This window comes from Bradyrhizobium sp. Rc3b (genome assembly GCF_900114915.1).
In the GTDB taxonomy this organism is placed as follows: Bacteria; Pseudomonadota; Alphaproteobacteria; order Rhizobiales; family Xanthobacteraceae; genus Bradyrhizobium.
In genome coordinates this window covers 371,491-393,492 of the sequence record NZ_FOUS01000005.1, presented here as the reverse complement: position 1 = coordinate 393,492, position 22,002 = coordinate 371,491, and the positions used below count along the sequence as shown (strand labels likewise).

The window sequence follows — 22,002 nt, the reverse complement described above, 5'->3', positions numbered from 1 at the left end:
GAACCCACTATAAGGTTGGACGGCGCGCTCCGGTCGTTCAATAATGAACGGATAGCCATTCAGATATGAACGGGGGTGCCGATTGGACTGGGATCTTTGCAAGACCTTCGTCGCGGTCGCCGATACCGGAAGCTTCACCGCCGCCGCCCGCCGGCTGCACACCAGCCATCCGACCGTCAGCCGCAAGATCGCGGCGCTGGAAGCTCAGCTCGGCACCAGGTTGGTGGCGCGCGCCGCCGACGGCCTGGCGCTGACGGCGGATGGACGGACATTGCGCGAGCACGCCGAGGCCATGGCGGCGGCGGCGCTGCGGGCCGAGACCGCGGTTGCGGCCGGAGGACATAAGGCGCGCGGCATCGTCAAGCTTTCGATCGGCGCGACGCTGGCCTCGCATTGGCTGATGCCGCGCCTGCCCGCCTTCCTGCGTGCGCACGATCATGTCCAGCTCGAGATCATCACCCACCCGTTTCCGGCGAGCGTGCGCCGGCGTGAGGCGGACGTGGTGCTGCGGCCTTTCGACAGCGGCGAGGAAAACCTGGTCGGCCGCAAGATCGGCCGCCTTGGCACCGGGTTCTATGCCTCGCGCGATTATGCCGCGGGGCGTTCCTTGCCTGAACGGCGCGGCGAGTGGAAGGAGCATAGCGTCGTGGGCTTCGCCGACCAGGCGTCCAATGCGCAGCTTGCGCGCTGGAGCGACGCCGTCACCCGGCAGGCCAGGGTGGTGATGCGCTGCTCTTCCCAGGGGGACATGCTGGCGGCGGTTCGCGCCGGGATTGGGATCTCGGCGCTCTCCTGCTTCGTCGCGGAAAGCTATCCCGACCTCGTGCGCGTCGCCCCGCAAAAGCTCGCCAGCGTGGCGGACCTGTGGCTGCTGGCCCATCCCGACCTCGTCGAGCTTCCGGCGGTGCGCGCCGTCGTGGATTTCGTCGCCGAATGCGCCCGGGCCGACCGCGCGAGGCTGCGGGGCTAGGCATGATCCGGAAAAGTGCGCAGCGGTTTCTTTAGCCCGAGCCGGCGAGCACGCCCTCGCGCTTCTTCACCGCGCGATAATAGCTCCACCACAAATGCGCCGCCGCGCCGCGCAGGGGACGCCAGGGCTCGGCGAGCGGCGCCATCTGCTTTTCCGTCGGCCTTGCCTGAAGGCCGAGCCCGACGCGGATAGCCTCCTGCACGGCGAGGTCGCCGGCGGGCCAGGCATCGCCATGGCCGAGGCAGAACAACAGATAGACGTCCGCGGTCCAGGGGCCGATGCCGGGCAGCGCGATCAGCGTGTGATGCGCGGCGTCGGCGTCTTCCTCGGCGAGCACGTCGAGGTTCAGCCGCTGCGCGCCGATCTCGCGCGCGAGATGCTTCAGCGTCTTGATCTTGGCGGCCGACAGGCCGAGCCGCCCCAACCGGTCAGTGCGGGCGCGGCGCACCGCGTCATGGTCGAACGGATCGAAGGCCGCCGACAACCGTCCCCAGATCGCCGCGGCGCTCGCGGTCGAGAGCTGCTGGCCGCAGACGATGTGGGCAAGGCCCGCAAAACCCGGCTCCCGCCGCCGCAGCGCCGGCATGCCTGCGATCTCGAACACGGGTTTGAGACGGGGATCGCGCTTGATCAGCGCTTGGACGGCCTCTTCGAGATCGGATTGGGTTTCGAGATGGATGGTCATGCGATTGGCAAGCTCTCTTCGACGTCATGCGCGGGCTTGACCCGCGCATCCATCTCCTATCGTAACAGAGTACTTGGAAGATGGATGGCCGGGCTGAGCCCGGCCATGACGAGTTTGATATGATGGCACCACCCGTTTTCCGATTCGCCCCGAGCCCGAACGGCCACCTCCATCTCGGCCACGCCTATTCCGCACTGCTGAATTTCGACCGCGCGCGCGAGACTGGCGGCCGCTTGTTGCTGCGGATCGAGGACATCGATGCAACGCGCTGCCGGCCGGAATTCGAGGCGGCGATCTACGAGGATCTGGCCTGGCTCGGGATCAACTGGGAGACGCCGGTGCGGCGGCAGTCGGAGCATCTCGCTTATTATCGCGCCGCGCTGGACAAGCTGTCGGCGCTTGGGCTCATCTATCCCGCCTTCGAAAGCCGCGCCGAGATCGCAAAGCTCGTCTCCGCGCGCGAGGCGGATGGCCCGTGGCCGCGTGATCCCGACGGCGCGCCGCTTTATCCCGGCGAGTCCAAATCACTGCCTGCCGACGCGCGGGCGCGCCTGATCGCTTCAAGCGCGCCCTACGCGCTGCGGCTCGACATGGCGGCCGCCTGTCGGCGCGTCGCCGGCCTGACCTGGAATGAGCTGGGCGAGGGGCCCGATGGCGAGCACGCCACCGTCCCGGCGCGGCCCGAGGCTTGGGGTGACGTCATCCTGGCGCGCAAGGAGACGCCGACCAGCTACCACCTGTCCGTCGTCGTCGATGACGCGCTCCAGGGCGTCAGCGAGATCGTGCGTGGCCAGGACCTGTTTCACGCCACCGCCGTCCACCGCCTGCTCCAGGTCCTGCTCGGCCTGCCCGAACCCGCCTACCGCCATCACCGGCTGATTGGCGACGGCGAGGGGCGGAAGCTGTCGAAATCGAGCCGCTCGACCGGTCTGCGCGCCTTGCGCGCGGCCGGCATCACGCCTGCCGGCATCCGTCAGCTGGTGGGATTAGATTAAGTTTCTCTGGGGGTTAGCCAAACGCCGCCGTGACTCCGGGGGTTCCGCCGTGCCATGCTTGGCCGACAGCCCGGGGTTCGAAGGGGACACTTCGAAGGGGATTTATGGCGGCGAAAACGCGCCCAGCGCGCACCACGCGGACGTCCAGGCGACCGCCTCGGAAGCGGTCCGGGACGGCCGGCGGGTTGCGCAAGCGCAGCACCAAGGCGGTCGCCCCGGACGTGGTCCAGGCGGCGCTCGCCGCCTTTGCCCATGAGGTCCGCACCCCCCTGACCGGCATTCTGGCGATCAGTGACCTGCTCGCGACCTCCGATCTCGGCGAGCGGGAACGGCGCTGGGCCGACACCATCAAGGCCGGCGCCGAGCATCTGGCGAGCCTTGCCACGCTGTTCGTGGATGCCGCCCGAACCGGCAAGGGGGCCGGAAAGGGCGGAAGTACGCTGCGGCAGGACCTGTTCGATCTGCGCACGCTCGCCCGCAGCGCCGGGGATTCGCTGGCCGGCCGCGCCGCCGCCAAGGGTCTCCAGGCCCAGGTCGAGATCTCCGACAAGCTCCCCGGCCTCGTGGTCGGCGATCCCGTCCGCCTGCGCGCCGCGCTCGAGAACCTGATCGACAATGCCGTGAAGTTCACCGACCAGGGCGGCGTGGCACTCGAGGTCGCGCCCTGGCGTCCAGCCAAAGGCAAAGCGAAGGGCAAGCCAAAAGAGAAGGGCAGGGTCGGCGTCGCCTTCGCGGTGTCCGACAGCGGCATCGGGCTGACCATGGCCGAAATCAAGCGGCTGTTCCGCCCGTTCACCCAGGCCAATGTCACCATCGCCTCGCGCTTCGGCGGCGCCGGCTTGGGCCTGTCCTCGGTCAAGCAGTTGGCGCGCGCGATGGGCGGCGACATCACCGTGGCCCCACGCCGCGGCGGTGGCGCCACCTTCACGCTGACGGTGTCGCTCGATGCGGCGGGACCGCGCAAATCCCGCAAGGCGAAGGGCGAAGCCGAGGCGGATGTGGCCGCGGCGCTGCGCGTCCTTAGTGTCGAGGACAATCCGTTCGGCCGTGTTGTGCTCAACACGATTCTGACTGAGCTCGGCCATCATGCCGAGTTTATCGGGCGCGGCGAGGACGCCGTCGGCCGGCTGGCGCAAGGCGCGTTCGATGCGGTGCTGATGGATATGGTGCTGCCGGGCATCGACGGCGTCGAGGCCATCAGGCGGATCCGCACCATGGAGGCCCCGCTGGCTCAGATCCCGATCATCGGGGTGTCCGGCCGCGGCGAGGACGAGGCGGCCTCGCGCGAGGCAGGTGCCGACGCCTTCCTGGTCAAGCCTGTGTCTCCGCGGGCGCTAGCGACTGCGCTGCTTGAAGCGACACGCCGTGAGGAAGCCGCGACTTGATGATCGCGGCGTTGAGCTCGCCGCCGTAAACGAAGATCGCGGCGATGAAGTACAGGAACACCAGCGCGATGATGACCGAGGCGAGCCCCGCATACATGGTCACGTAATTGTTGGCGAAGCGCGCCAGATATTGCCCGAACACGATGCCTGATATCAGCGACGCCACGATGGTGAAGACGATGCCGGGAAGGATCTGGAAGAAGCCGCGCCGTCCAGCCGGCAGCCAGGCATGCAGGATGATCAGCGCCACCACCAGCGCACCGATGGTGATGCCGTAGCGTAGCCAGGTCAGGATGCTCTCGTTGGATTCGACGAACAGCGGGATGTGGCGCCGCGCCGCCTCGATCAGGAGCGGACCGAGCACGATCAGGAACGCCATGGCGAGCGCGGTGAAGGCAGCAATCAGCGTGTAGACAATCGATTCCAGCCGCAGCCAGTACCAGCGCCGCATCTCCACCACCGCATAGGCGCGGTTGAGTGCGACCCGGAGGGCCTCGACGCCGTTGGAGGCGAAATAGACCGACAGCGCCGCGCCGATCGTCAGAATGCCGGTGCGGGTCGTGGTCAGCACGTCATGCACCTCGCCCGAGATCGAATCGGCGACCTGCTTGGGCCAGATCTGCAGCATCAGGCTGGCGGCCTGGTCGGCGAGTTCCTTGGAGCCGAAGAAGCCCGCGAGTGAGGTCAGCACGATCAGGAACGGGAACAGCGCCATCAACGTCGACAGCGCGATATGGCTCGCGATCGCCCAGCCGTCGTCGGCCAGGAACGTGTAGAATGCATCCTCCAAGACGCAGTAAATGTAGCGGATGGCTTTCAAATGGCACCTACACCGCTGCCCGCTCTCCCCGCACGTAGGGAGAGGTCAGGAGAATAGGCAATGGGCGCAAATCGGAAATCATCGCAATACCATCTGATATTCTTGCCCCAAAAGCCAGTTCGCGAAGCGTCTCGCTGTCATTCCGGGCGAGACGCTTCGCATCGCCCCGGAATGACGCCGGAGGCTGCCGCGGCACCATGGCGGACCGGCGCGCACGGTGTTATCACCCCCCAATGGCATCTCTCCTGACGACTTTCATCCTGCCGGCGGCAGCCGGCGCCGTGGCGTTGGTGCTGCTGCTCGGGCTCATCAACATGATGCGCGGCGGCTCGCCCAACATTTCGCAGAAGCTGATGCGCTGGCGCGTGCTGCTGCAATTCGTGGCGATCATCATCGCGATGCTCGCGGTCTGGGCGATGGGGCGGTAGGGCATGATCCGGAAAAGTGTGAAGCGGTTTTCCGACAGGATCATGCCCCAAAATTAAGAGTCTCCTATGGTCGTACTGAATCGCATCTACACGAAAACCGGTGACGACGGCACGACAGCGCTCGGAACCGGCGAGCGGCGTCCGAAATACGATCTGCGCATCGAGGCCTATGGCACCGTCGACGAGACCAACGCCGCGATCGGCGTGGTCAGGCTCCACACCGCGGACATGCCCGAGCTCGACGCGATGCTGGGCCGCATCCAGAACGACCTGTTCGATCTCGGCGCCGACCTCGCGGTGCCCGAGCGTGAGGGCAAGGCGGAGCGGCTGCGGGTGGTGGTAAGCCAGGTCGAGCGGCTCGAGCGCGACATCGACGCGCTCAACGACAAGCTCGCGCCGCTGACCTCCTTCGTGCTTCCCGGCGGCACGCCGACTGCGGCCTATCTCCACGTGGCGCGCACGATATGCCGCAGGGCGGAACGGGTGATCGTGGAACTGGCGGCGCAACCCGGGGAGCAGGTCAGCGCGGCTGGCATCCAATATATGAATCGCCTGTCGGACTTCCTCTTCGTGGCCAGCCGGGCCGCCAACGGGAATGGCGCCGGCGACGTGCTTTGGGTTCCGGGCCAAAACCGCTGACCTACCGTGCCCTCTGCATTTCAGAAGGCCGAAATTAGACTCGTTCGCGCGTTGACCGGGGCAGATCAGGCCTTTAGGTTCCGCGCCAGTTGATAACCCCCCTCCCAAATTGAGTGAAAGAGGATCGATGAAGGTCTTAGTGCCGGTAAAGCGGGTGGTCGATTACAACGTCAAGGTCCGCGTCAAGGGCGATGGATCGGGCGTTGAACTCGCCAACGTCAAGATGTCGATGAACCCGTTCGACGAAATCGCGGTTGAGGAAGCACTGCGCCTGAAGGAAGCCGGCAAGGCGACCGAAGTCGTGGTGGTTTCCATTGGACCTGCGCAGGCGTCGGAGACGATCCGCACGGGTCTTGCCATGGGCGCCGATCGCGGCATCCTGGTGAAGGCCGAGGGCACGGTCGAACCGCTCGCGGTCGCCAAGATCCTGAAGAAGGTTGCGGAAGAAGAGCAGCCCGGCCTGATCATTCTCGGCAAGCAGGCGATCGACGACGACAGCAACCAGACCGGCCAGATGCTGGCTGCGTTGCTCGGCTGGTCGCAGGCGACGTTCGCTTCGAAGCTCGAGGTCGAAGGTTCTGACTTCAAGGTCACCCGCGAAGTCGATGGCGGTCTCCAGACCGTGAAGCTGAAGGGACCGACGATCGTCACCACCGATCTGCGTCTCAACGAGCCGCGCTATGCCTCGCTGCCGAACATCATGAAGGCCAAGAAGAAGCCGATCGCCGACAAGACCGTCGCCGATTACGGCGTCGACGTCGCTCCGCGTCTCGAGGTCGTCAAGACGACGGAGCCGGCCGGCCGCAAGGCGGGCGTCAAGGTCAAAGACGTCGCCGAGCTGGTGTCGAAACTCAAGAACGAAGCCGGGGTGCTCTGATGACGACGCTGCTGATTGCCGAACACGACAATGCGTCGCTCAAGGATGCGACCAACAAGGCCCTGACCGCGGCCGCCGCGCTCGGCGCGGACGTCGAGGTCCTCGTTGCCGGCCAGAACGCCAAGGCCGCGGCGGATGCCGCTGCCAAGCTTGCCGGCGTCAAGAAGGTGCTGCTCGCCGACGGCGAGCTCTACGCCCACGATCTCGCCGAGCCGCTGGCCGCGCTGATCGTTTCGCTGGCCTCCGGCTACGATGCGATCGTCGCGCCCGCGACCTCGCGCTTCAAGAACGTGATGCCGCGCGTCGCCGCCCTGCTCGACGTCATGCAGGTCTCGGAGATCATCAAGGTGGTCGCCCCCGACACCTATGAGCGTCCGATCTATGCCGGTAACGCCATCCAGACGGTGAAGTCCAAGGACGCCAAGAAGGTCATCACGGTGCGGACCTCGACCTTCGCCGCAGCCGGCGAGGGCGGCAGCGCGGCGGTCGAGACCGTCGCGGCGGCGGCCGATCCGGCCCTGTCGTCCTTCATCGGCGAGGAGGTCGCCAAGAGCGACCGTCCCGAGCTGACCTCGGCCAAGATCATCGTCTCCGGTGGCCGCGCCATGCAGAGCCGCGAGAATTTTGCCAAGTACATCGAGCCGCTCGCTGACAAGCTTGGGGCCGGTGTCGGTGCCTCGCGCGCGGCGGTGGACGCCGGCTACGCCCCGAACGACTGGCAGGTCGGCCAGACCGGCAAGGTGGTGGCGCCCGAGCTCTATGTCGCCGTCGGCATTTCCGGCGCCATCCAGCATCTGGCCGGCATGAAGGACTCCAAGGTGATCGTCGCGATCAACAAGGACGAGGACGCGCCGATCTTCCAGGTTGCCGATTACGGCCTGGTCGCCGATCTCTACCAGGCGGTTCCGGAGCTGACGGCCGAACTCGGCAAGCTCGGCAAGTAAAAGACGCCAAAAACACCGGCCGGAGGCATAAACTCCGGCCGGTGTTTCATTTCTGAAGCGTTTTCTTTGGCGTGGGGCACGCCTTCGAAGCGATCCAATCTAGGTTTCGAGCCCGGGTTCTGATTAAATCAAGCTTCTGATCAAATCAGACCTCCCGGCTCGGGGGATAGGCAGGCGCGCTCGTCGCGCGCCGTTCCGGTGGATGACAAGATGGCGGCAGTGATCAAGAAGGTCGGCGTGATCGGCGCGGGTCAGATGGGCAATGGCATCGCGCATGTTGCGGCGCTGGCCGGTTTCGACGTGGTGCTCAACGACGTTTCGGTTGATCGCCTCAAGTCGGGCATGGCCACCATCAACGGTAATCTGGCGCGCCAGGTCTCCAAGAAGGCCGTCTCCGAGGACGACAAGGCCAAGGCGATGGCGCGCATCACGTCCGCCGAGAAGCTGGACGACCTCGCCGATTGCGATCTCGTGATCGAGACCGCGGTCGAGAAGGAAGAGGTCAAGCGCAAGATCTTCCACGAGCTCTGCGCCGTGTTGAAGCCCGAGGCGATCGTCGCCTCCGACACGTCCTCGATCTCGATCACCCGGCTTGCCGCCGCCACCGACCGGCCCGAGCGCTTCATCGGCATTCACTTCATGAATCCGGTGCCGCTGATGGAGCTGGTGGAGTTGATCCGCGGCATCGCCACCGACGACCAGACCTTCGAGGCGTCCAAGGAATTCGTCGCCAAGCTCGGCAAGCAGGTCGCGGTGTCCGAGGATTTCCCGGCCTTCATCGTCAACCGCATCCTGCTGCCGATGATCAACGAGGCGATCTACACGCTGTATGAAGGCGTCGGAAATGTCGAGGCGATCGACGCGGCCATGAAGCTTGGCGCGCACCATCCGATGGGCCCGCTGGAGCTCGCCGATTTCATCGGCCTCGATACCTGCCTCTCGATCATGCAGGTGCTGCATGAGGGGCTGGCCGATTCCAAGTACCGCCCGTGCCCGCTGCTGGTGAAATACGTCGAGGCCGGCTGGCTCGGCCGCAAGACCCAGCGCGGCTTCTACGACTACCGCGGCGCCAAGCCGGTTCCGACGCGCTAAGGCGGCGGTGCCGTAGGGTGGGCAAAGCGAAGCGTGCCCACGCATTTTTCGCGACCATGGTGAGGTGGTGGGCACGGCGGCAAGTCCGCCTTTGCCCACCCTACGGCACCTATCCTGTGTCGATTCATGTCGCGTTAACCCCTCGCGCCTAGGCTGCAGCCGGTAAGAGGGTTCGCGTAATGGACATGATGGCAATGGTCAGCACCATGCTGGCCGCTCAGCAAGGCGCGCTGCAGTCGAATATTGCGGCGACGCTGACCAAGCAGAACGCGGATATGGAGAAATCCACCGTCCTGACGCTGCTCGGTGCGGGTCAGCCCTCGCTGGCCAATGTCGGTGCCGGCGTCGGCGGCAATCTCAACATCACCGCCTGAAAATCCTAGAGCGCTGCGGCGGCCTTGCCGGTCGCCGCCCGGATCAGCTTGAGCGCGTCCTCGCTCGCCCATTCCGCCGGCCCCGCGATCGTCGCAATCTCGCAGCCTTGCGGATCGACCAGCACCGAGGTGGGCATGCCGAGCGCCCGGCCTACGGCCTTAAGATCCTGAAAAACCTTGGCTTTCTGATCGCTGAAATAGCTGAGCCGGGCCAGATTGGCCTCTTTCAGGAAAGTCTTCGGCTTCTCGGGGTCGCGAGTGTCGATATTGATCGCCACCACCTCGAAATTCGGGCCCGACAGCTTGCCCTGGAGTTCGTCCAGCGCCGGCATTTCCTTCCGGCAGGGCACGCACCAGGTGGCCCAGAGGTTCACCAGCAGCGTCTTGCCGCGGAAATCGGACAGCTTTTTCGGCTTGCCGTCGGCATCCTCGAAGGCGAGGTCGGGCAGCTTCAGCGGCGCGCTCGCCATGGTCAGCGCCGCCACCTCGCCATGGGCCAGCGGGGCGATCTTTTGCGCCGTAGCCACCGCCGCCCGGCAGGCCGGATCGCCTGATGGGGCCCGGCTCAGGCCCAGTCCGTACAGCGCGGCGAAGCCGGCCAGCCCTACGACCGCCACGGTGGCGATGACGAGGGGGACCCGGCGCGTGGCGGAGGGCGTCTTGTCGAGCATATCGTTTGTCATCCGGTCGCAGATATGGCTATCAGGGGCCTCTTAATACGGCTGGCGGCGGCCAGCAAACGTGCGGCAAATCAAGGCGTGAGCAGGGGATCATGAGCAACAAGATGTGGGGCGGCCGGTTCTCGGAACGTCCCGACGAGATCATGGAAGAGATCAACGTCTCCATCGACGTCGATCGTCACCTCTTCGCCCAGGACATAGCCGCGTCCAAGGCCCACGCTGCGATGCTTGCCGCGAAGGGCATCATCACGGGTTCTGATGCGAAAAATATCGGCAAGGGTCTAGACACGATTTTGTCAGAGATCGGCAAGGGCGGCTTCGAGTTCAAGCGCGCGCTCGAGGACATTCACATGAATGTCGAGAGCCGCTTGTCCGAGTTGATCGGCCCCGCCGCCGGCCGCCTGCACACCGCGCGCTCGCGCAACGACCAGGTCGCGACCGATTTCCGTCTCTACGTCCGTGACATCATCGACGAAACCGACGCGGCGCTCGCCGCGTTCCAGGCCGCGCTGGTCAATCGCGCGCTGGAGCATGCCGCAACCGTGATGCCCGGCTTCACCCATCTGCAGACCGCGCAGCCCGTGACCTTCGGCCATCATCTGCTCGCCTATGTCGAGATGGCCGCGCGCGATCGCGGCCGCTTCCAGGATGCGCGCAAGCGGCTGAATGAATCCCCGCTCGGCGCCGCCGCGCTGGCCGGCACCTCGTTCCCGATCGACCGCCACGCCACCGCGAAGGCGCTTCTCTTCGACCGTCCGATGGCGAACTCGCTCGATGCCGTCTCCGACCGCGACTTCGTGCTGGAGGCATTGTCGGCGGCCTCGATCTGCGCCGTGCACATGTCGCGCTTTGCCGAGGAGATCGTGATCTGGACCTCGCCGCTGGTCGGCATGATCCGGCTCAGCGACAAGTTCACGACCGGCTCCTCGATCATGCCGCAGAAGCGCAATCCGGATGCCGCCGAACTGGTGCGCGCCAAGACCGGCCGCGTCATCGGCGCGCTCAACGGCCTGTTGATCGTGATGAAGGGCCTGCCGCTCGCCTATCAAAAGGACATGCAGGAGGACAAGCAGGGCGCCATGGAGGGCTTTGCCGCGCTGTCGCTGGCGATCCGCGCCATGACCGGCATGGTTCGCGATCTCGTGCCTGACGAAGCCAAGATGAAGCTTGCTGCAGGCGAGGGCTATTCCACCGCGACCGATCTCGCCGACTGGCTGGTGCGGACGCTGAAAATGCCGTTCCGCGACGCCCATCACGTCACCGGCCGTATCGTCGCCAAGGCCGCCGAGGGTGGCGTCGCCCTGCACGAGCTGCCGCTCAAGGAGATGCAGGCGATCGAGCCCAAGATCACCAAGGACGTGCTCGGCGTGCTCTCGGTCGAATCGTCGGTGAAGAGCCGCACCAGCTTCGGCGGCACCGCGCCGAAGAACGTGACGTCGCAGGCCAAGGCCTGGGCGAAGCGGCTGGAAAAAGAGCGAAAATTGGGCTGAGGGGCAAAATTTCGCTTATGTTTCATGGTCATCCGGCTCTCGCCAGAGCGCGCCAATCTCTGTATGGTGCGCCCCGCGTAGTGGGGAATTTCGTCGTGACGTCAAAGTTTCGCCCGGCCGGCTCGGGGTGGGCCATCATTGTCTTGAGCCTGACGGCGCTCGCGCTTGCCGGCTGCGGCCGCAAGGGTCCGCTGGATTTGCCGCCGACCGCCTCCAACGCGCCAACGGGCAACGTCGCAGCTCCGACCGACACCGAGACCGCAGCCCAGAAGACGCCGAGCCTCTTCGACCCAACCTCCGGTGCGGATGCCGCACCCGCGGCGGCCAAGGGTAGGAAAAAACCGTTTATTCTCGACCCGCTGTTGGACGAACCTCCCGGCAAGAAATAAGCCGGGACAACCGAGCCTGCGTCATGAACCATTTCGACTATCGCAACGGCGTGCTGCACGCCGAGGCGGTGAACCTGTCCGAGCTGGCCGCAACCGTCGGCACGCCGTTCTATTGCTATTCGACCGCGACGCTGGAGCGGCACTATCGCGTCTTCACCGATGCCTTCGCCGGCGAGAAGGTGCTGGTCTGCTACGCCATGAAGGCGAACTCGAACCAGTCGGTGCTGCGCACGCTCGCCAAGCTCGGCGCCGGCGCCGACGTGGTCTCCGGCGGTGAGTTGAAGCGCGCGCTCGCCGCCGGCATTCCGCCAAGCAAGATCCTGTTCTCCGGTGTCGGCAAGACCGAACAGGAGCTGCGCGCCGCGCTCGCCGCCGACATCCTCTGTCTCAACGTCGAATCCGAGCCCGAGCTCGAGCTGCTGTCGCGCCTGGCGACCGAGACGGGCAAGACCGCGCGCGTCTCGCTGCGCGTCAATCCCGATGTCGACGCCGGCACCCACGCCAAGATCTCGACCGGCAAGTCCGAGAACAAGTTCGGCATCCCGATCGTGCATGCGCGAGAGGTCTATGCCCGTGCCGCGAAACTCCCGGGCATCGAGGTGACGGGCACCGACGTGCACATCGGCAGCCAGATCACTGACCTCTCCGGCATGGAGACCGCCTTCCGCATCCTCTCCGAATTCGTGCAGACGCTGCGCGCCGACGGCCACAACATCTCCCATGTCGATTTCGGCGGCGGCCTCGGCATTCCCTATTACATGGACCGCGAGGCGCCGCCGGCGCCGGCGGCCTATGCCGCCATGGTCAAGCGCGTCAGCCACAATCTCGGCTGCACGCTGATGTTCGAGCCGGGCCGCATGATCGTCGGCAATGCCGGCATCCTGGTCGCCAAGGTGATCTATGTGAAGCACGGCGACGGCAAGAATTTCGTCATCATCGACGCCGCCATGAACGACCTGATCCGCCCGACGCTGTACGAGGCGCATCACGACATCCTGCCGGTGAAGCAGCCCACCAAGGGCGCCGCCACCATCATGGCCGACGTCGTCGGCCCGGTCTGCGAGACCGGCGACTATCTCGCGCTCGACCGCACGCTGCCGACGCCGGCGCCCGGCGATCTCATCGCCATCATGACCGCCGGCGCCTATGGCGCGGTGCAGGCCGGTACCTACAACACCCGCCCGCTGGTGCCGGAGGTGCTGGTGAAGGACGATCAGTACGCCGTGGTCCGCCCGCGCATCGAGGTCGAGCAGCTGATCGCGATGGATACGCCCGCGCCGTGGCTGTGAGACAGTGATCGTAGCTCGGATGGAGCGCAGCGAAATCCGGGTTCTCGCCGAGCCGTAACAACCCCGGATTACGCTGCGCTCCATCCGGGCTACGGGTTTGGCGTTATTTTTTTTCGCCCACCACCACCCCCGCCTTCTTCTCGATCGGCTTTATCGCCGCGGTGAAATCGGACTCGGCGCCTTCTGCGCTGATCACGGTCTCCCACAACCGCCCGACCGCGTCCGCGACCTCCATCGACAGGCCGAGCTGCTTCATCTCCTCCAGCGCCAGCCGGACGTCCTTCACCATCAATCCCGTGGCGAAACCGAAATCGAAACTGCGCGGCAGCACGGCGCGCGGAAACTTGTCGCGGCTCGCCGTGTTCATGCCGGAGCCGGCGTTGATGACGTCGATCATCACGGCGGGATCGAGCCCGGCCTTCACGCCCATCACCACGGCTTCCGACGTCGCCACGATCGCGGTGGCCGACAGGAAATTGTTGGCGAGCTTCATGGTCTGCGCGGCGCCGGGCTTCTCGCCGATGAAGAACACCTTTCCGATCACGTCGAGCGCGGGCTTGAGCAGCTCGAATTCCGCTCTCGGCCCAGAGACCATCACCGCCAGCGTGCCCTTCTCGGCGCCGCCGACGCCGCCGGAGACGGGGCAGTCGATCTGCACGATGTTGCGCTTGGTGAGCAGGTCGTGAATCTTCACGGCCATCGCCGAGCCGACGGTGGAGAGATCGACGAAGCGTTTTGCCCGGCGGCCCTCGATCACGCCGTTCGCTCCCGTTGCGACTTCGAGCGAGGCTTGCAGCGAGGGCAGGCTTGCCATCACGGTCTCGACCTGATCGGCGACGTCCTTCGGCGATGTCGCTGGCTTAGCGCCGAGTGCTACGAGCTTGCCCGTCACCTCCTTGCGCGTGTCGAACACGACGAGCCGGTGTCCCGCCTCGATCAGCCGCCGTGCCATCGGGAAACCCATGTTTCCGAGCCCGATGAATCCGATGTCCATGGTGTTTCCTTTTGGTTGTTGTTGTTGTTGCTCCATCCTCGCTGTCGTGCCGGACAAGCGCGCCCAAAGCGCGCACCGATCCGGGACCCATAATCCCAGGGAGGAGTTGTTATGCCGAAGCGGTTACTCCGAGTCCCCTTAACCACATCTCCCTGTGGTGATGGGTCCCGGATCTACGCTCCGCTTCACTGCGCTTGTCCGGGACGACAGCGGAGATTGGCGCTGCATCTCACGCCTTGCCGTCGATCTCCGCAAACACCTCGCGCGCGATGCGGAAGCTGTCGACTGCGGCGGGCATGCCGCCATAGATCGCCACCTGCATCAGGATCTCGCGGATCTCCTCGCGGCTGACGCCATTGGTCAGCGCGCCCTTCAGATGCGCGCGAAACTCGTGCTGGCGGTTGAGGATCGCGATCATGGCGATGTTGAGCATGCTGCGGGTCTTGCGCGGCAGCTCCTCGCGGCCCCACACCGTGCCCCAGCAATACTCGTTCAGCATCTCCTGGAACGGGCGGTTGAAGTCGTCGACATTCTTCAGGGCGTTGTTGACATAGGCCTCGCCCAGCACCGCTTTGCGGACTTCCAGGCCCTTGTCGTGCATCTTCTTGTCCATGGCGTTTCCTCTCGTCTCCCTCGGGGCGGCGCGGAAATTACGGGGTTGCAGCGGGCCAGTCACGTCCTCGTGTTATGCGGGAAAAGGGGTGTCTCCCGTACCGGAACGGATGCCTCAGTGCTGCCGTTGTGATAGGCTTCTCTACCGGGCAACCTGGAGAGTTGATTGAACGGCGTCACCCCCGACCCGTCAGACCCGATCCGCAACGGCGATGCTCTGTCGCGGCTGAAGCTGGCGCAGGCCCTCGATCGGGCCATTTATGCCATCGCGTGGGAGCGTGCCTGGCCGAATTTGGCGCGGCTGCTGACCGTCGTCGGCCTGTTCCTGGTGGTGTCCTGGGCCGGCCTCTGGCTGGCGCTGCCGTTCGTTGCCCGTGCCATCGGTCTCGTTGTTTTCGCCGGCATCGCAATTGCCGTCCTGTTTCCCTTGATTCGCTTCCGCTGGCCGAGCCGCGAGGAGGCGCTCAGCCGGCTCGATCGTGGCTCCGGCATCCGTCATCGCCCGGCCACGACGCTGACGGACACGCTGTCCTCGCAGGACCCGGTCGCACAGGCGCTGTGGCAGGCGCAGCGCGAGCGTACGCTGGCCTCGCTCAAGCGCATCCGCGCCGGGCTGCCGCATCCGCGGCTCGCGCTGCATGATCCCTGGGCGCTGCGCGCGCTGGTCATGGTGATGCTGGTCGCGACCTTCTTCGCCGCCGGCGACGAGCGCGCGATGCGGCTCGGGGCCGCCTTCGACTGGAACGGCGTGCTGGCGCCGGCTAATGTTCGCGTCGATGCCTGGGTCACTCCGCCGCTCTATACCGGCAAGCCGCCGGTCATCCTGTCGGCCGCCAACAAGGAGGCCGCGGCGCTGCCCGCCGCCGGCCCGCTTGCCGTTCCCGCCGGCTCGACCCTGATCGTACGCTCCTCCGGCGGCAGCCTGGATGTCGTTGTCTCCGGCGGCCTCAAGGAGGTTGCTCCCGCGGAGGCCGCGCCCAAGGGCACCAACGAGAAGCATTTCACCATCACGGCAGATGGCACCGCGCATGTCCGCGCGCCCTCCGGCCAGCCGCAATGGGCGTTTGCGGCAACGCCGGACCGTGCACCGACGATCGCGCTCGCCAAGGATCCCGAGCGCCAGGCGCGCGGCGGGCTCCAGCTCTCCTACAAGATCGAGGACGATTACGGCGTGACCGGCGGGGATGCCCACATTGCCCTGCGCCCCGCCGACGCCAGGGATGGTAGCAAGGATGGCAGCAAGGATTCCGACGGCAAGGCCGCGGCGCGGCCGCTGTTCCAGCCGCCGCAATTCCCGCTCGTGCTGCCGAACGCGCGCACCCGCAACGGCGTCGGCCAGACAGTGAAGGATCTCAGCGAGGACCCCTATGCCGGCGCCGACGTCACGCTGACGCTCACCGCCAAGGACGAGGCCGGCAACGAGGCCAGGAGCGAACCCTTCAACATGCGCCTGCCCGAGCGCCTGTTCACCAACTCGCTCGCACGCGCGCTGATCGAGCAGCGCCGCATCCTCGCGCTCGACGCCAACAGGAATTCGGACGTCTACACCGCGCTCGACGCGCTGATGATCGCACCCGAATTGTTCACGCCGGATGCCGGCTGCTATCTCGGCCTCCGCAGCCTCGCGAGCCAGCTCGAGGCTGCCCGCACCGACGATGCGCTGCGCAACGTGGTGGCGAGCATGTGGGCCTTCGCGACGACCATCGAGGACGACGGCGTCGCCGGCAGCGTCAACGCCGCGCTGCGCTCGGCGCAGGACGCGCTCAAGGCGGCGCTGGACCGCGGCGCCAGCGAGGACGAGCTCAGGGTGCTGACGCAGAAGCTGCGCGAGGCCATGGCCGGCAAGGTGCGCGATCTCGCCCGCCGCGCCGAGCAGAATCCGCTCGGCGCCCGGCAGCCGTTCCCGGCGGAGGTCCAGCTCATCCTCGACAAGGCCGTCGAGCTGCGACAAAAGACCCAGCACGCGACGCCCGAGCAGCTCGCCGAGCTGGCGCAGCAGCAGGACGTCTTGCGCGAGCAGCTTCAGGCCTATCGCAAGTCGGCGAACAACCGTGCCAACAAGGCGGGGGACGACAGGACCAACCAGTTTACGCGGGACCGGAAATGCGGAAGCTAGCACCCGTGCCAGTCTTGAAGGTGATGTCGATCGCCTGCCTCGCCTTGCTGTTGGGCGGCGTCTCGCCGGCCGCCGCACAGCTGGATCAGGATCCCGATGCGCTGCTCGACAGCGCGGAAAAGGCGATGCAGGAATCCGGCGACAGCCTCAGGCAGAAGGAATCTGGGAAGAGCCTGAGCAACCAGTCCGACGCCATTCAGAAGCTCGAGGAATACAAGCGCGCCACGGAAAGAAGCCAGTCTTCCAATCGCGATCGTTCCGTCATCACGCAGCGCGATCTGGACGACCTGCTGCGGCAGATCGAGAAGGCGGCGCGCGAGGGCAATAAAGAGGCGGCCCAGCGCATGCTCGAGCAGCTCGCGCAGATCATGGAAAATCTCCAGATGGCGCAGCCCGGGCAATCCGGCGAGAGCGACATGGAGCAGGCGCTGAACGAGCTCAGCGACATGATCCGCAAGCAGCAGCAGTTGCGCGACAAGACTTTCAAGCAGGGCCAGGATTCCCGGCGTGACCGCTCGCGTGGCAAGCAGCAGGGCGACCAGTCGATGTCGGACCTGCAGCAGGATCAGCAGTCGCTGCGCGATCGCCTGAAGAAGCTGCAGGACGAGCTCGCCAAGCGCGGCCTCGCACAGAAGGGACAAAAGGGTCAAAAAGGGCAGCAGGGTCAGAAAGGCCAGCAGGGCGACCCGGGCCAGAGCGGCGATCAGGACGGCGATCAGGGTGATGACGACGGCAGCCTCGACGCCGCCGACGGTGCCATGGGTGATGCCGGCTCGAAGCTCGGTGAAGGCAATGCCGACGGTGCCGTGGATTCGCAGGGCAAGGCTCTCGACGCGATGCGCAAGGGCGCGCAGAAGATGGCCGAGGCGATGCAGCAGGGCGATGGCGACGGGCAGGGCGATGGTCCCGGCAATCGGGCCGGCCGTCAGCAGAGCGGCGGCAACCAGACCGATCCGCTCGGGCGCCCGCTTCATGGCCGCGATCTCAGCGACGACTACACCGTCAAGATCCCGGGCGAGATCGACGCCCAGCGCGTCCGCCGCATCCTCGAAGAGCTCCGCCGCCGCCTCGGCGACAGCTCGCGTCCGCAGATCGAGCTCGACTACATCGAGCGGCTGCTGAAGGATTTTTGAGGCGGCCCAGTACGTGCCCTATCTATCACCGTCACCCTGAGGTGCTCGCCTCTTCGGCGAGCCTCGAAGGGCGACGGCCCGGCTGGATCGGCTACATCGGGGCCGTACATCCTTCGAGGCACCCCATGCAGCGCGTTGCGCCGCACGGCTCGCGCCTCAGGATGACGGATCAGCTGTGACTGTGTTGAGGTGTCAGGTTTTCTTCGCTGCCAGCGCATCCGCCACGGCGGTGCGGATGTCGGCGACCGAGAACGGTTTTGTCACGACGTCGTGCACCAGCGCATTGAGGTTCGAGGCGCGCTCGCGCTGGTCGGCAAAGCCGGTCATCAGCAAGATGGTCAGGTCGGGAAAATCGCGCGCGGCGGAGAGCGCCAGCGCGATGCCATCCATCACGGGCATCTGGATGTCGGTGAGCAGCAGGTCGAAGGCGCCGTCCTCGCGGGTCAGGATCTCCAGCGCCTCGGCGCCGTCCTGCGCGGTGACCGTTTCGTGCCCGTCCATGGCGATGGCGCGCGCCACCAGCGTGCGCATCGAATCTTCGTCATCGGCGATCAAGATCTTCGGCATGGGACCAACTTTCGGACCAACCTCGGTACCGTGCAGCGCGATTATACGCTGCCGCCGGCAATGTCGCGCCGGTTGAAGAAGCGAACGTCGATATTGCGGCCTTCCGGCGGCGGCGAGGCCAGGCGGGAGCGGAAGAAGGCGCGCTCGCCGGGCCGCAGCACGGTCTGCTCCAGCACCGTATTCCAGGCGTAGATCTCCGCGCCTTGCCCGTCGCGCACGGCAAAGCGCAGCCGCGGAATGTCGAGCGGCTTCTTGCCCTCGCCGACGATCACGCCCTCGATCACCAGCACCTGCTTACCGTCCACGGTCTCGCTGGACAGCTTCACGTCCTTGAAGGCGAGGCCCCGCAGGTTCACCTCGAGCCCGACCATCTTGTAGAAGACGGCGGTTTGCGGCAGCAGCCGCACCATGTCGCCGCGCCAGATCACCAGCGCCAGCACCAGCGCGCCCATGGCGGCGCAGGCGGTCGGCAGGCCGAAATGGGATTTTTTGGGCGACGCGGTGGCGACCGGACGGCTCACCCGCGCGCCGCGGCGGCCGAACAGACCGCGGAACCAGGACTGGTGCTGCGCGCCGACGACCTCCTCCTCGGCTTCCCGGGCCGCCGCGGACCACTCGTCCTCGGTTTCCTTGGGGGCCTCTTCATCGGGCCAGTCGCTGGCGATCGAGGGACTGTCGACGACAGGTGCGTCAGTGGCGCTGTCGTCCTTGGCATAGGAGTTCCACTGCTCGGCAAGGTCGGTCTGGTCGTCGGCCTGGCTGGCCGCGGCCATGGCCGGGACGGATGCCTCCTCGATGGCATCCTCGGCGTGGGCGATCCAGGTCTCCTTGCAGCGGGAACAGCGGACCGCCCGTCCGTTCGCCCCAAGGCTCGCGAGCTTGATGGCGTAGGATGTCATACAATGGGGGCAGACGATATGCATGGACGGGCCTCGACGATGACCCAGCCGCGCCGAACCGGGCACTCTGGATGCTACAAGGCGACCGTTAACGAACCGGAAACCATAACGGCGGCAAAACCCGTTGGTCGCGTATGGCGGAGCGCAGCAGTGCGACCCGCGTCCCCTCTCGAACGGAGCTGAGCTTGGTTCGGTTCGAAAATGTCGGATTGCGTTACGGTCTGGGGCCGGAGATCCTGCGCGACCTCAGCTTCCAGATCCCGGCGCATTCGTTCCAGTTCCTCACCGGCCCCTCCGGTGCCGGCAAGACCTCGCTGCTGCGCCTGTTGTTCCTGTCGCACCGGCCGACGCGGGGACTTGTCAATCTGTTCGGCCACGACATCTCGCGTCTCGGCAAGGACGAGATCGCCGATTTGCGCAAGCGCATCGGCATCGTGCTGCAGGATTTCCGCCTGCTCGATCACATGACGACCTACGAGAACGTGGCGCTGCCGTTCCGCGTCATGGGCCGCAGCGAGTCGAGCTATCGCAAGGAGGTGATCGACCTGCTGCGCTGGGTCGGGCTCGGCGACCGCATGGACGCGCTGCCGCCGATCCTGTCGGGCGGCGAGAAGCAGCGCGCGGCGATCGCGCGCGCCGTCATCTCGCGGCCGCAACTGCTGCTCGCGGACGAGCCGACCGGCAGCGTCGACCCGACGCTCGGACGCCGTCTGCTGCGCCTCTTCATCGAGCTCAACAAATCAGGCACCGCCGTCATCATCGCGACCCACGACATCGGCCTGATGGACCAGTACGAGGCCCGGCGGCTGGTGCTGCACCAGGGACGGTTGCACGTCTATGAGTAGGACCGACGAGCGCGGCGTGTTGGTCGACCTCGGACACGAGCGTCCGCAGCTTCCAGCCAACGCGCGCAACATGTCGCCGATCGTGCCGCGCGCCTCGATCCAGGGCCGCGCGCTGGTCGCCGTCGTCGCCATCATGACCTTCCTGGCGTCGATGACCACGGGCACGGTGCTATTGGTGAGCGCCTCCGCCGCGGAATGGCAGTCGGACGTCGCCAGCGAGATCACCATCCAGGTTCGCCCGCAGGCCGGCCGCGATCTCGAACGCGACACCGCGGCGGTGACGGAGGCGATGCGCGCGCAAGCCGGCGTCGTCGAGGTCAAGCCGTTCACCCGGGAGGAGAGCGGCAAGCTGCTCGAGCCCTGGCTCGGCACCGGGCTGTCGATGGACGACCTGCCGGTGCCGCGCATGATCATCGCGCGTGTGCAACCCGGCACGCTGCTCGATCTCGGCGCCTTGCGCGCGCGCGTGACCCAGGTCGCGCCAAGTGCCAGCGTCGACGATCACCGCGCCTGGATCGAGCGGATGCGCTCGATGACCAACGCCACCGTGCTCGCCGGCCTCGGCATCCTCGCGCTGGTCATCATCGCCACCATCATCTCGGTCTCGTTCGCGACCCGTGGCGCCATGGCGGCGAACCGTCCGATCGTCGAGGTGCTGCATTTCGTCGGCGCCGGCGACCGCTACATCGCCAATCACTTCCTGCGTCATTTCCTGAGGCTCGGCCTCGAGGGCGGCGTGATCGGCGGCGGCGCCGCCATGCTGGTGTTCGGCTTCTCCGAGTCGATCGCCGGCTGGTTTTCCGGTACCCCCGTCGGCGACCAGTTCGCGGCGCTGCTCGGCACCTTCTCGCTGCGGCCGTCCGGCTACATCGTGCTCGCGGCCCAGGCCGTGCTGATCGGCGCCATCACCGCGGTGGCCTCACGCCAGACCCTGTTTGCGACGTTGAACGATGTTGATTGAGTTCTTTCTTCCGTTCTCCGGCAGGAGAGGGCGAAGAAACCGGACTCCACTTCGCCTCAAAACCTTTTAAAATCACCTCAGGGAAGGGATCATCGACATCATATGACCTCGCCGACCGACGATCGATCGCCGAACCTGCCGCGCGGCTGGCTGCGCGCGGCCGTGGTGTCGACGATTGCGCTCGCCTTCGTCGGCGCGGCGGCGGGCTTCATCGCGTTCCTGTCGCAATTGCGCGGCGCCGAGATCGCCCCAAGCCGCAGGGCAGACGGCATCGTGGTCCTGACCGGCGGCTCCTCGCGGGTGTCGGACGCGATGGAGCTGCTCGCTGCCGGCTACGGCAGGCGGCTCCTGATCTCCGGCGTGCACCCGACGTCGACGGCGAGTGACATCTCCCGGACCTTGCCGGAGAACCAGTCCTTCATGACCTGTTGTGTCGATCTCGACCGCACCGCGCTCTCGACCCGCGGCAATGCGGCGGAGGCGCGGCGCTGGGCCGACGGCCGCCGATTCAAGTCGCTGATCGTGGTCACCTCGAACTATCACATGCCGCGCGCGCTGGTGGAATTCTCGCATGCGATGCCGCAGACGACGCTGATCCCGTTCGCGGTGGTCGGCGACAAATGGCGCGAGGAACCGTGGTGGACATCGGCGTCCACCTTGCGGCTGCTGCTGTCGGAATATGTCAAGTACGTCGCGGCCGAGCTCAGGGTGCGGCTGGAGGATTTCGGGATTGACCTTTCGCCCGAGATGTCGGAGCAGCCTGCAGGTCAGCAGCCAAAGCGGCCCGCCACCGCACAGGCCAATTGATCGGCAAAATA

24 protein-coding genes are annotated in these 22,002 nt (G+C 66.2%); 17 read left to right on the top strand and 7 right to left on the bottom strand.

Going from position 1 to position 22,002, the window contains the following annotated elements:
- The first annotated feature begins 82 nt into the window (after positions 1-82).
- Entirely contained in the window at positions 83-970 is an 888-nt protein-coding gene (locus BM190_RS14520; RefSeq protein ID WP_092255703.1) for a LysR family transcriptional regulator, read from the top strand.
- A 31-nt stretch (positions 971-1,001) separates the two neighbouring features.
- Here BM190_RS14520 and BM190_RS14515 read toward each other — a convergent pair whose 3' ends face one another.
- On the bottom strand, positions 1,002-1,655 hold the full coding sequence (locus tag BM190_RS14515) for a DNA-3-methyladenine glycosylase family protein (RefSeq protein ID WP_092255701.1): 654 nt from the start codon (positions 1,653-1,655) through the stop codon (positions 1,002-1,004).
- A gap of 122 nt (positions 1,656-1,777) precedes the next feature.
- On the opposite strand from BM190_RS14515, the gene gluQRS reads away from it, so the two are divergent.
- Together gluQRS and BM190_RS14505 are read left to right on the top strand one after the other, a co-directional pair.
- Positions 1,778-2,650 (top strand): tRNA glutamyl-Q(34) synthetase GluQRS, encoded by an 873-nt coding sequence (gene gluQRS, locus BM190_RS14510; RefSeq protein ID WP_092255965.1) that lies wholly within the window; start codon positions 1,778-1,780, stop codon positions 2,648-2,650.
- A gap of 104 nt (positions 2,651-2,754) precedes the next feature.
- Complete coding sequence (locus BM190_RS14505) at positions 2,755-4,035, top strand: ATP-binding protein (protein ID WP_092255698.1); 1,281 nt, start codon at positions 2,755-2,757, stop codon at positions 4,033-4,035.
- Here the strand turns inward: BM190_RS14505 and BM190_RS14500 are convergent.
- The gene (locus BM190_RS14500) at positions 3,962-4,855 is read right to left on the bottom strand and encodes a YihY/virulence factor BrkB family protein (protein ID WP_026201638.1); all 894 of its coding nucleotides are present in this window, start codon (positions 4,853-4,855) and stop codon (positions 3,962-3,964) included. The two genes, BM190_RS14505 and BM190_RS14500, sit on opposite strands and share 74 nt — an antisense overlap.
- A 233-nt stretch (positions 4,856-5,088) precedes the next feature.
- Between BM190_RS14500 and BM190_RS14495 the strand changes: the two genes are divergently transcribed.
- The 6 genes from BM190_RS14495 to BM190_RS14470 all read left to right on the top strand — a co-directional run bounded on the left by BM190_RS14495 (position 5,089) and on the right by BM190_RS14470 (position 9,209).
- The gene (locus tag BM190_RS14495; protein ID WP_018316269.1) at positions 5,089-5,283 is read left to right on the top strand and encodes a twin transmembrane helix small protein; all 195 of its coding nucleotides are present in this window, start codon (positions 5,089-5,091) and stop codon (positions 5,281-5,283) included.
- Positions 5,284-5,349: 66 nt separating this feature from the next.
- Positions 5,350-5,922, top strand: coding sequence for a cob(I)yrinic acid a,c-diamide adenosyltransferase (locus tag BM190_RS14490; protein WP_092255695.1), 573 nt, complete (start codon positions 5,350-5,352; stop codon positions 5,920-5,922).
- A gap of 127 nt (positions 5,923-6,049) precedes the next feature.
- A complete protein-coding gene (locus BM190_RS14485; protein WP_018316267.1) occupies positions 6,050-6,799 on the top strand; it encodes an electron transfer flavoprotein subunit beta/FixA family protein in 750 nt (249 codons plus the stop codon).
- Positions 6,799-7,743: an electron transfer flavoprotein subunit alpha/FixB family protein gene (locus BM190_RS14480; protein ID WP_018316266.1), complete on the top strand. Its 945-nt coding sequence runs from the start codon at positions 6,799-6,801 to the stop codon at positions 7,741-7,743. The genes BM190_RS14485 and BM190_RS14480 overlap by 1 nt, the downstream gene beginning before the upstream one ends.
- Before the next feature lie 210 nt (positions 7,744-7,953).
- Positions 7,954-8,835 carry a 3-hydroxybutyryl-CoA dehydrogenase gene (locus tag BM190_RS14475; protein ID WP_026201637.1) on the top strand — a complete coding sequence of 294 codons (882 nt, stop codon included), beginning with the start codon at positions 7,954-7,956 and terminating at the stop codon, positions 8,833-8,835.
- 179 nt (positions 8,836-9,014) lie between these two features.
- Positions 9,015-9,209, top strand: a complete 195-nt coding sequence (locus BM190_RS14470) for a hypothetical protein (protein ID WP_018316264.1) — start codon at positions 9,015-9,017, stop codon at positions 9,207-9,209.
- A 5-nt stretch (positions 9,210-9,214) separates the two neighbouring features.
- Here the strand turns inward: BM190_RS14470 and tlpA are convergent, their stop codons facing one another.
- On the bottom strand, positions 9,215-9,880 hold the full coding sequence (gene tlpA / locus BM190_RS14465) for a thiol:disulfide interchange protein TlpA (protein WP_092255692.1): 666 nt from the start codon (positions 9,878-9,880) through the stop codon (positions 9,215-9,217).
- 101 nt (positions 9,881-9,981) lie between these two features.
- Between tlpA and argH the strand changes: the two genes are divergently transcribed.
- The 3 genes from argH to lysA all read left to right on the top strand — a co-directional run bounded on the left by argH (position 9,982) and on the right by lysA (position 13,057).
- Positions 9,982-11,379 carry an argininosuccinate lyase gene (gene argH / locus BM190_RS14460; protein WP_092255689.1) on the top strand — a complete coding sequence of 466 codons (1,398 nt, stop codon included), beginning with the start codon at positions 9,982-9,984 and terminating at the stop codon, positions 11,377-11,379.
- 95 nt (positions 11,380-11,474) lie between these two features.
- Entirely contained in the window at positions 11,475-11,768 is a 294-nt protein-coding gene (gene lptM / locus BM190_RS14455; RefSeq protein WP_026201636.1) for an LPS translocon maturation chaperone LptM, read from the top strand.
- A 23-nt stretch (positions 11,769-11,791) separates the two neighbouring features.
- Positions 11,792-13,057: a diaminopimelate decarboxylase gene (lysA, locus tag BM190_RS14450; protein WP_092255688.1), complete on the top strand. Its 1,266-nt coding sequence runs from the start codon at positions 11,792-11,794 to the stop codon at positions 13,055-13,057.
- A 103-nt stretch (positions 13,058-13,160) separates the two neighbouring features.
- Here lysA and BM190_RS14445 read toward each other — a convergent pair whose 3' ends face one another.
- Both BM190_RS14445 and BM190_RS14440 read right to left on the bottom strand, forming a co-directional pair.
- Positions 13,161-14,051: an NAD(P)-dependent oxidoreductase gene (locus BM190_RS14445; protein WP_092255685.1), complete on the bottom strand. Its 891-nt coding sequence runs from the start codon at positions 14,049-14,051 to the stop codon at positions 13,161-13,163.
- 229 nt (positions 14,052-14,280) lie between these two features.
- Positions 14,281-14,664, bottom strand: coding sequence for a carboxymuconolactone decarboxylase family protein (locus BM190_RS14440; protein WP_018316258.1), 384 nt, complete (start codon positions 14,662-14,664; stop codon positions 14,281-14,283).
- 165 nt (positions 14,665-14,829) lie between these two features.
- On the opposite strand from BM190_RS14440, the gene BM190_RS14435 reads away from it, so the two are divergent.
- Positions 14,830-16,779 carry a TIGR02302 family protein gene (locus tag BM190_RS14435; RefSeq protein WP_092255683.1) on the top strand — a complete coding sequence of 650 codons (1,950 nt, stop codon included), beginning with the start codon at positions 14,830-14,832 and terminating at the stop codon, positions 16,777-16,779.
- Entirely contained in the window at positions 16,767-17,912 is a 1,146-nt protein-coding gene (locus BM190_RS14430; protein ID WP_092255681.1) for a DUF4175 family protein, read from the top strand. Before BM190_RS14435 ends, BM190_RS14430 begins: the two co-directional genes overlap by 13 nt.
- Positions 17,913-18,104: 192 nt before the next feature.
- Here BM190_RS14430 and BM190_RS14425 read toward each other — a convergent pair whose 3' ends face one another.
- Both BM190_RS14425 and BM190_RS14420 read right to left on the bottom strand, forming a co-directional pair.
- A complete protein-coding gene (locus tag BM190_RS14425) occupies positions 18,105-18,479 on the bottom strand; it encodes a response regulator (RefSeq protein WP_018316255.1) in 375 nt (124 codons plus the stop codon).
- A gap of 41 nt (positions 18,480-18,520) precedes the next feature.
- Positions 18,521-19,402, bottom strand: coding sequence for an MJ0042-type zinc finger domain-containing protein (locus BM190_RS14420; protein WP_092255678.1), 882 nt, complete (start codon positions 19,400-19,402; stop codon positions 18,521-18,523).
- A gap of 161 nt (positions 19,403-19,563) precedes the next feature.
- Between BM190_RS14420 and ftsE the strand changes: the two genes are divergently transcribed.
- The 3 genes from ftsE (at position 19,564) to BM190_RS14405 (ending at position 21,991) form a co-directional block, all read left to right on the top strand.
- A complete protein-coding gene (gene ftsE / locus BM190_RS14415; protein ID WP_020508614.1) occupies positions 19,564-20,223 on the top strand; it encodes a cell division ATP-binding protein FtsE in 660 nt (219 codons plus the stop codon).
- Positions 20,216-21,184, top strand: a complete 969-nt coding sequence (locus BM190_RS14410) for a cell division protein FtsX (protein WP_092255675.1) — start codon at positions 20,216-20,218, stop codon at positions 21,182-21,184. The genes ftsE and BM190_RS14410 overlap by 8 nt, the downstream gene beginning before the upstream one ends.
- Positions 21,185-21,286: 102 nt before the next feature.
- Complete coding sequence (locus tag BM190_RS14405; RefSeq protein ID WP_092255672.1) at positions 21,287-21,991, top strand: YdcF family protein; 705 nt, start codon at positions 21,287-21,289, stop codon at positions 21,989-21,991.
- Positions 21,992-22,002 lie beyond the last annotated feature (11 nt).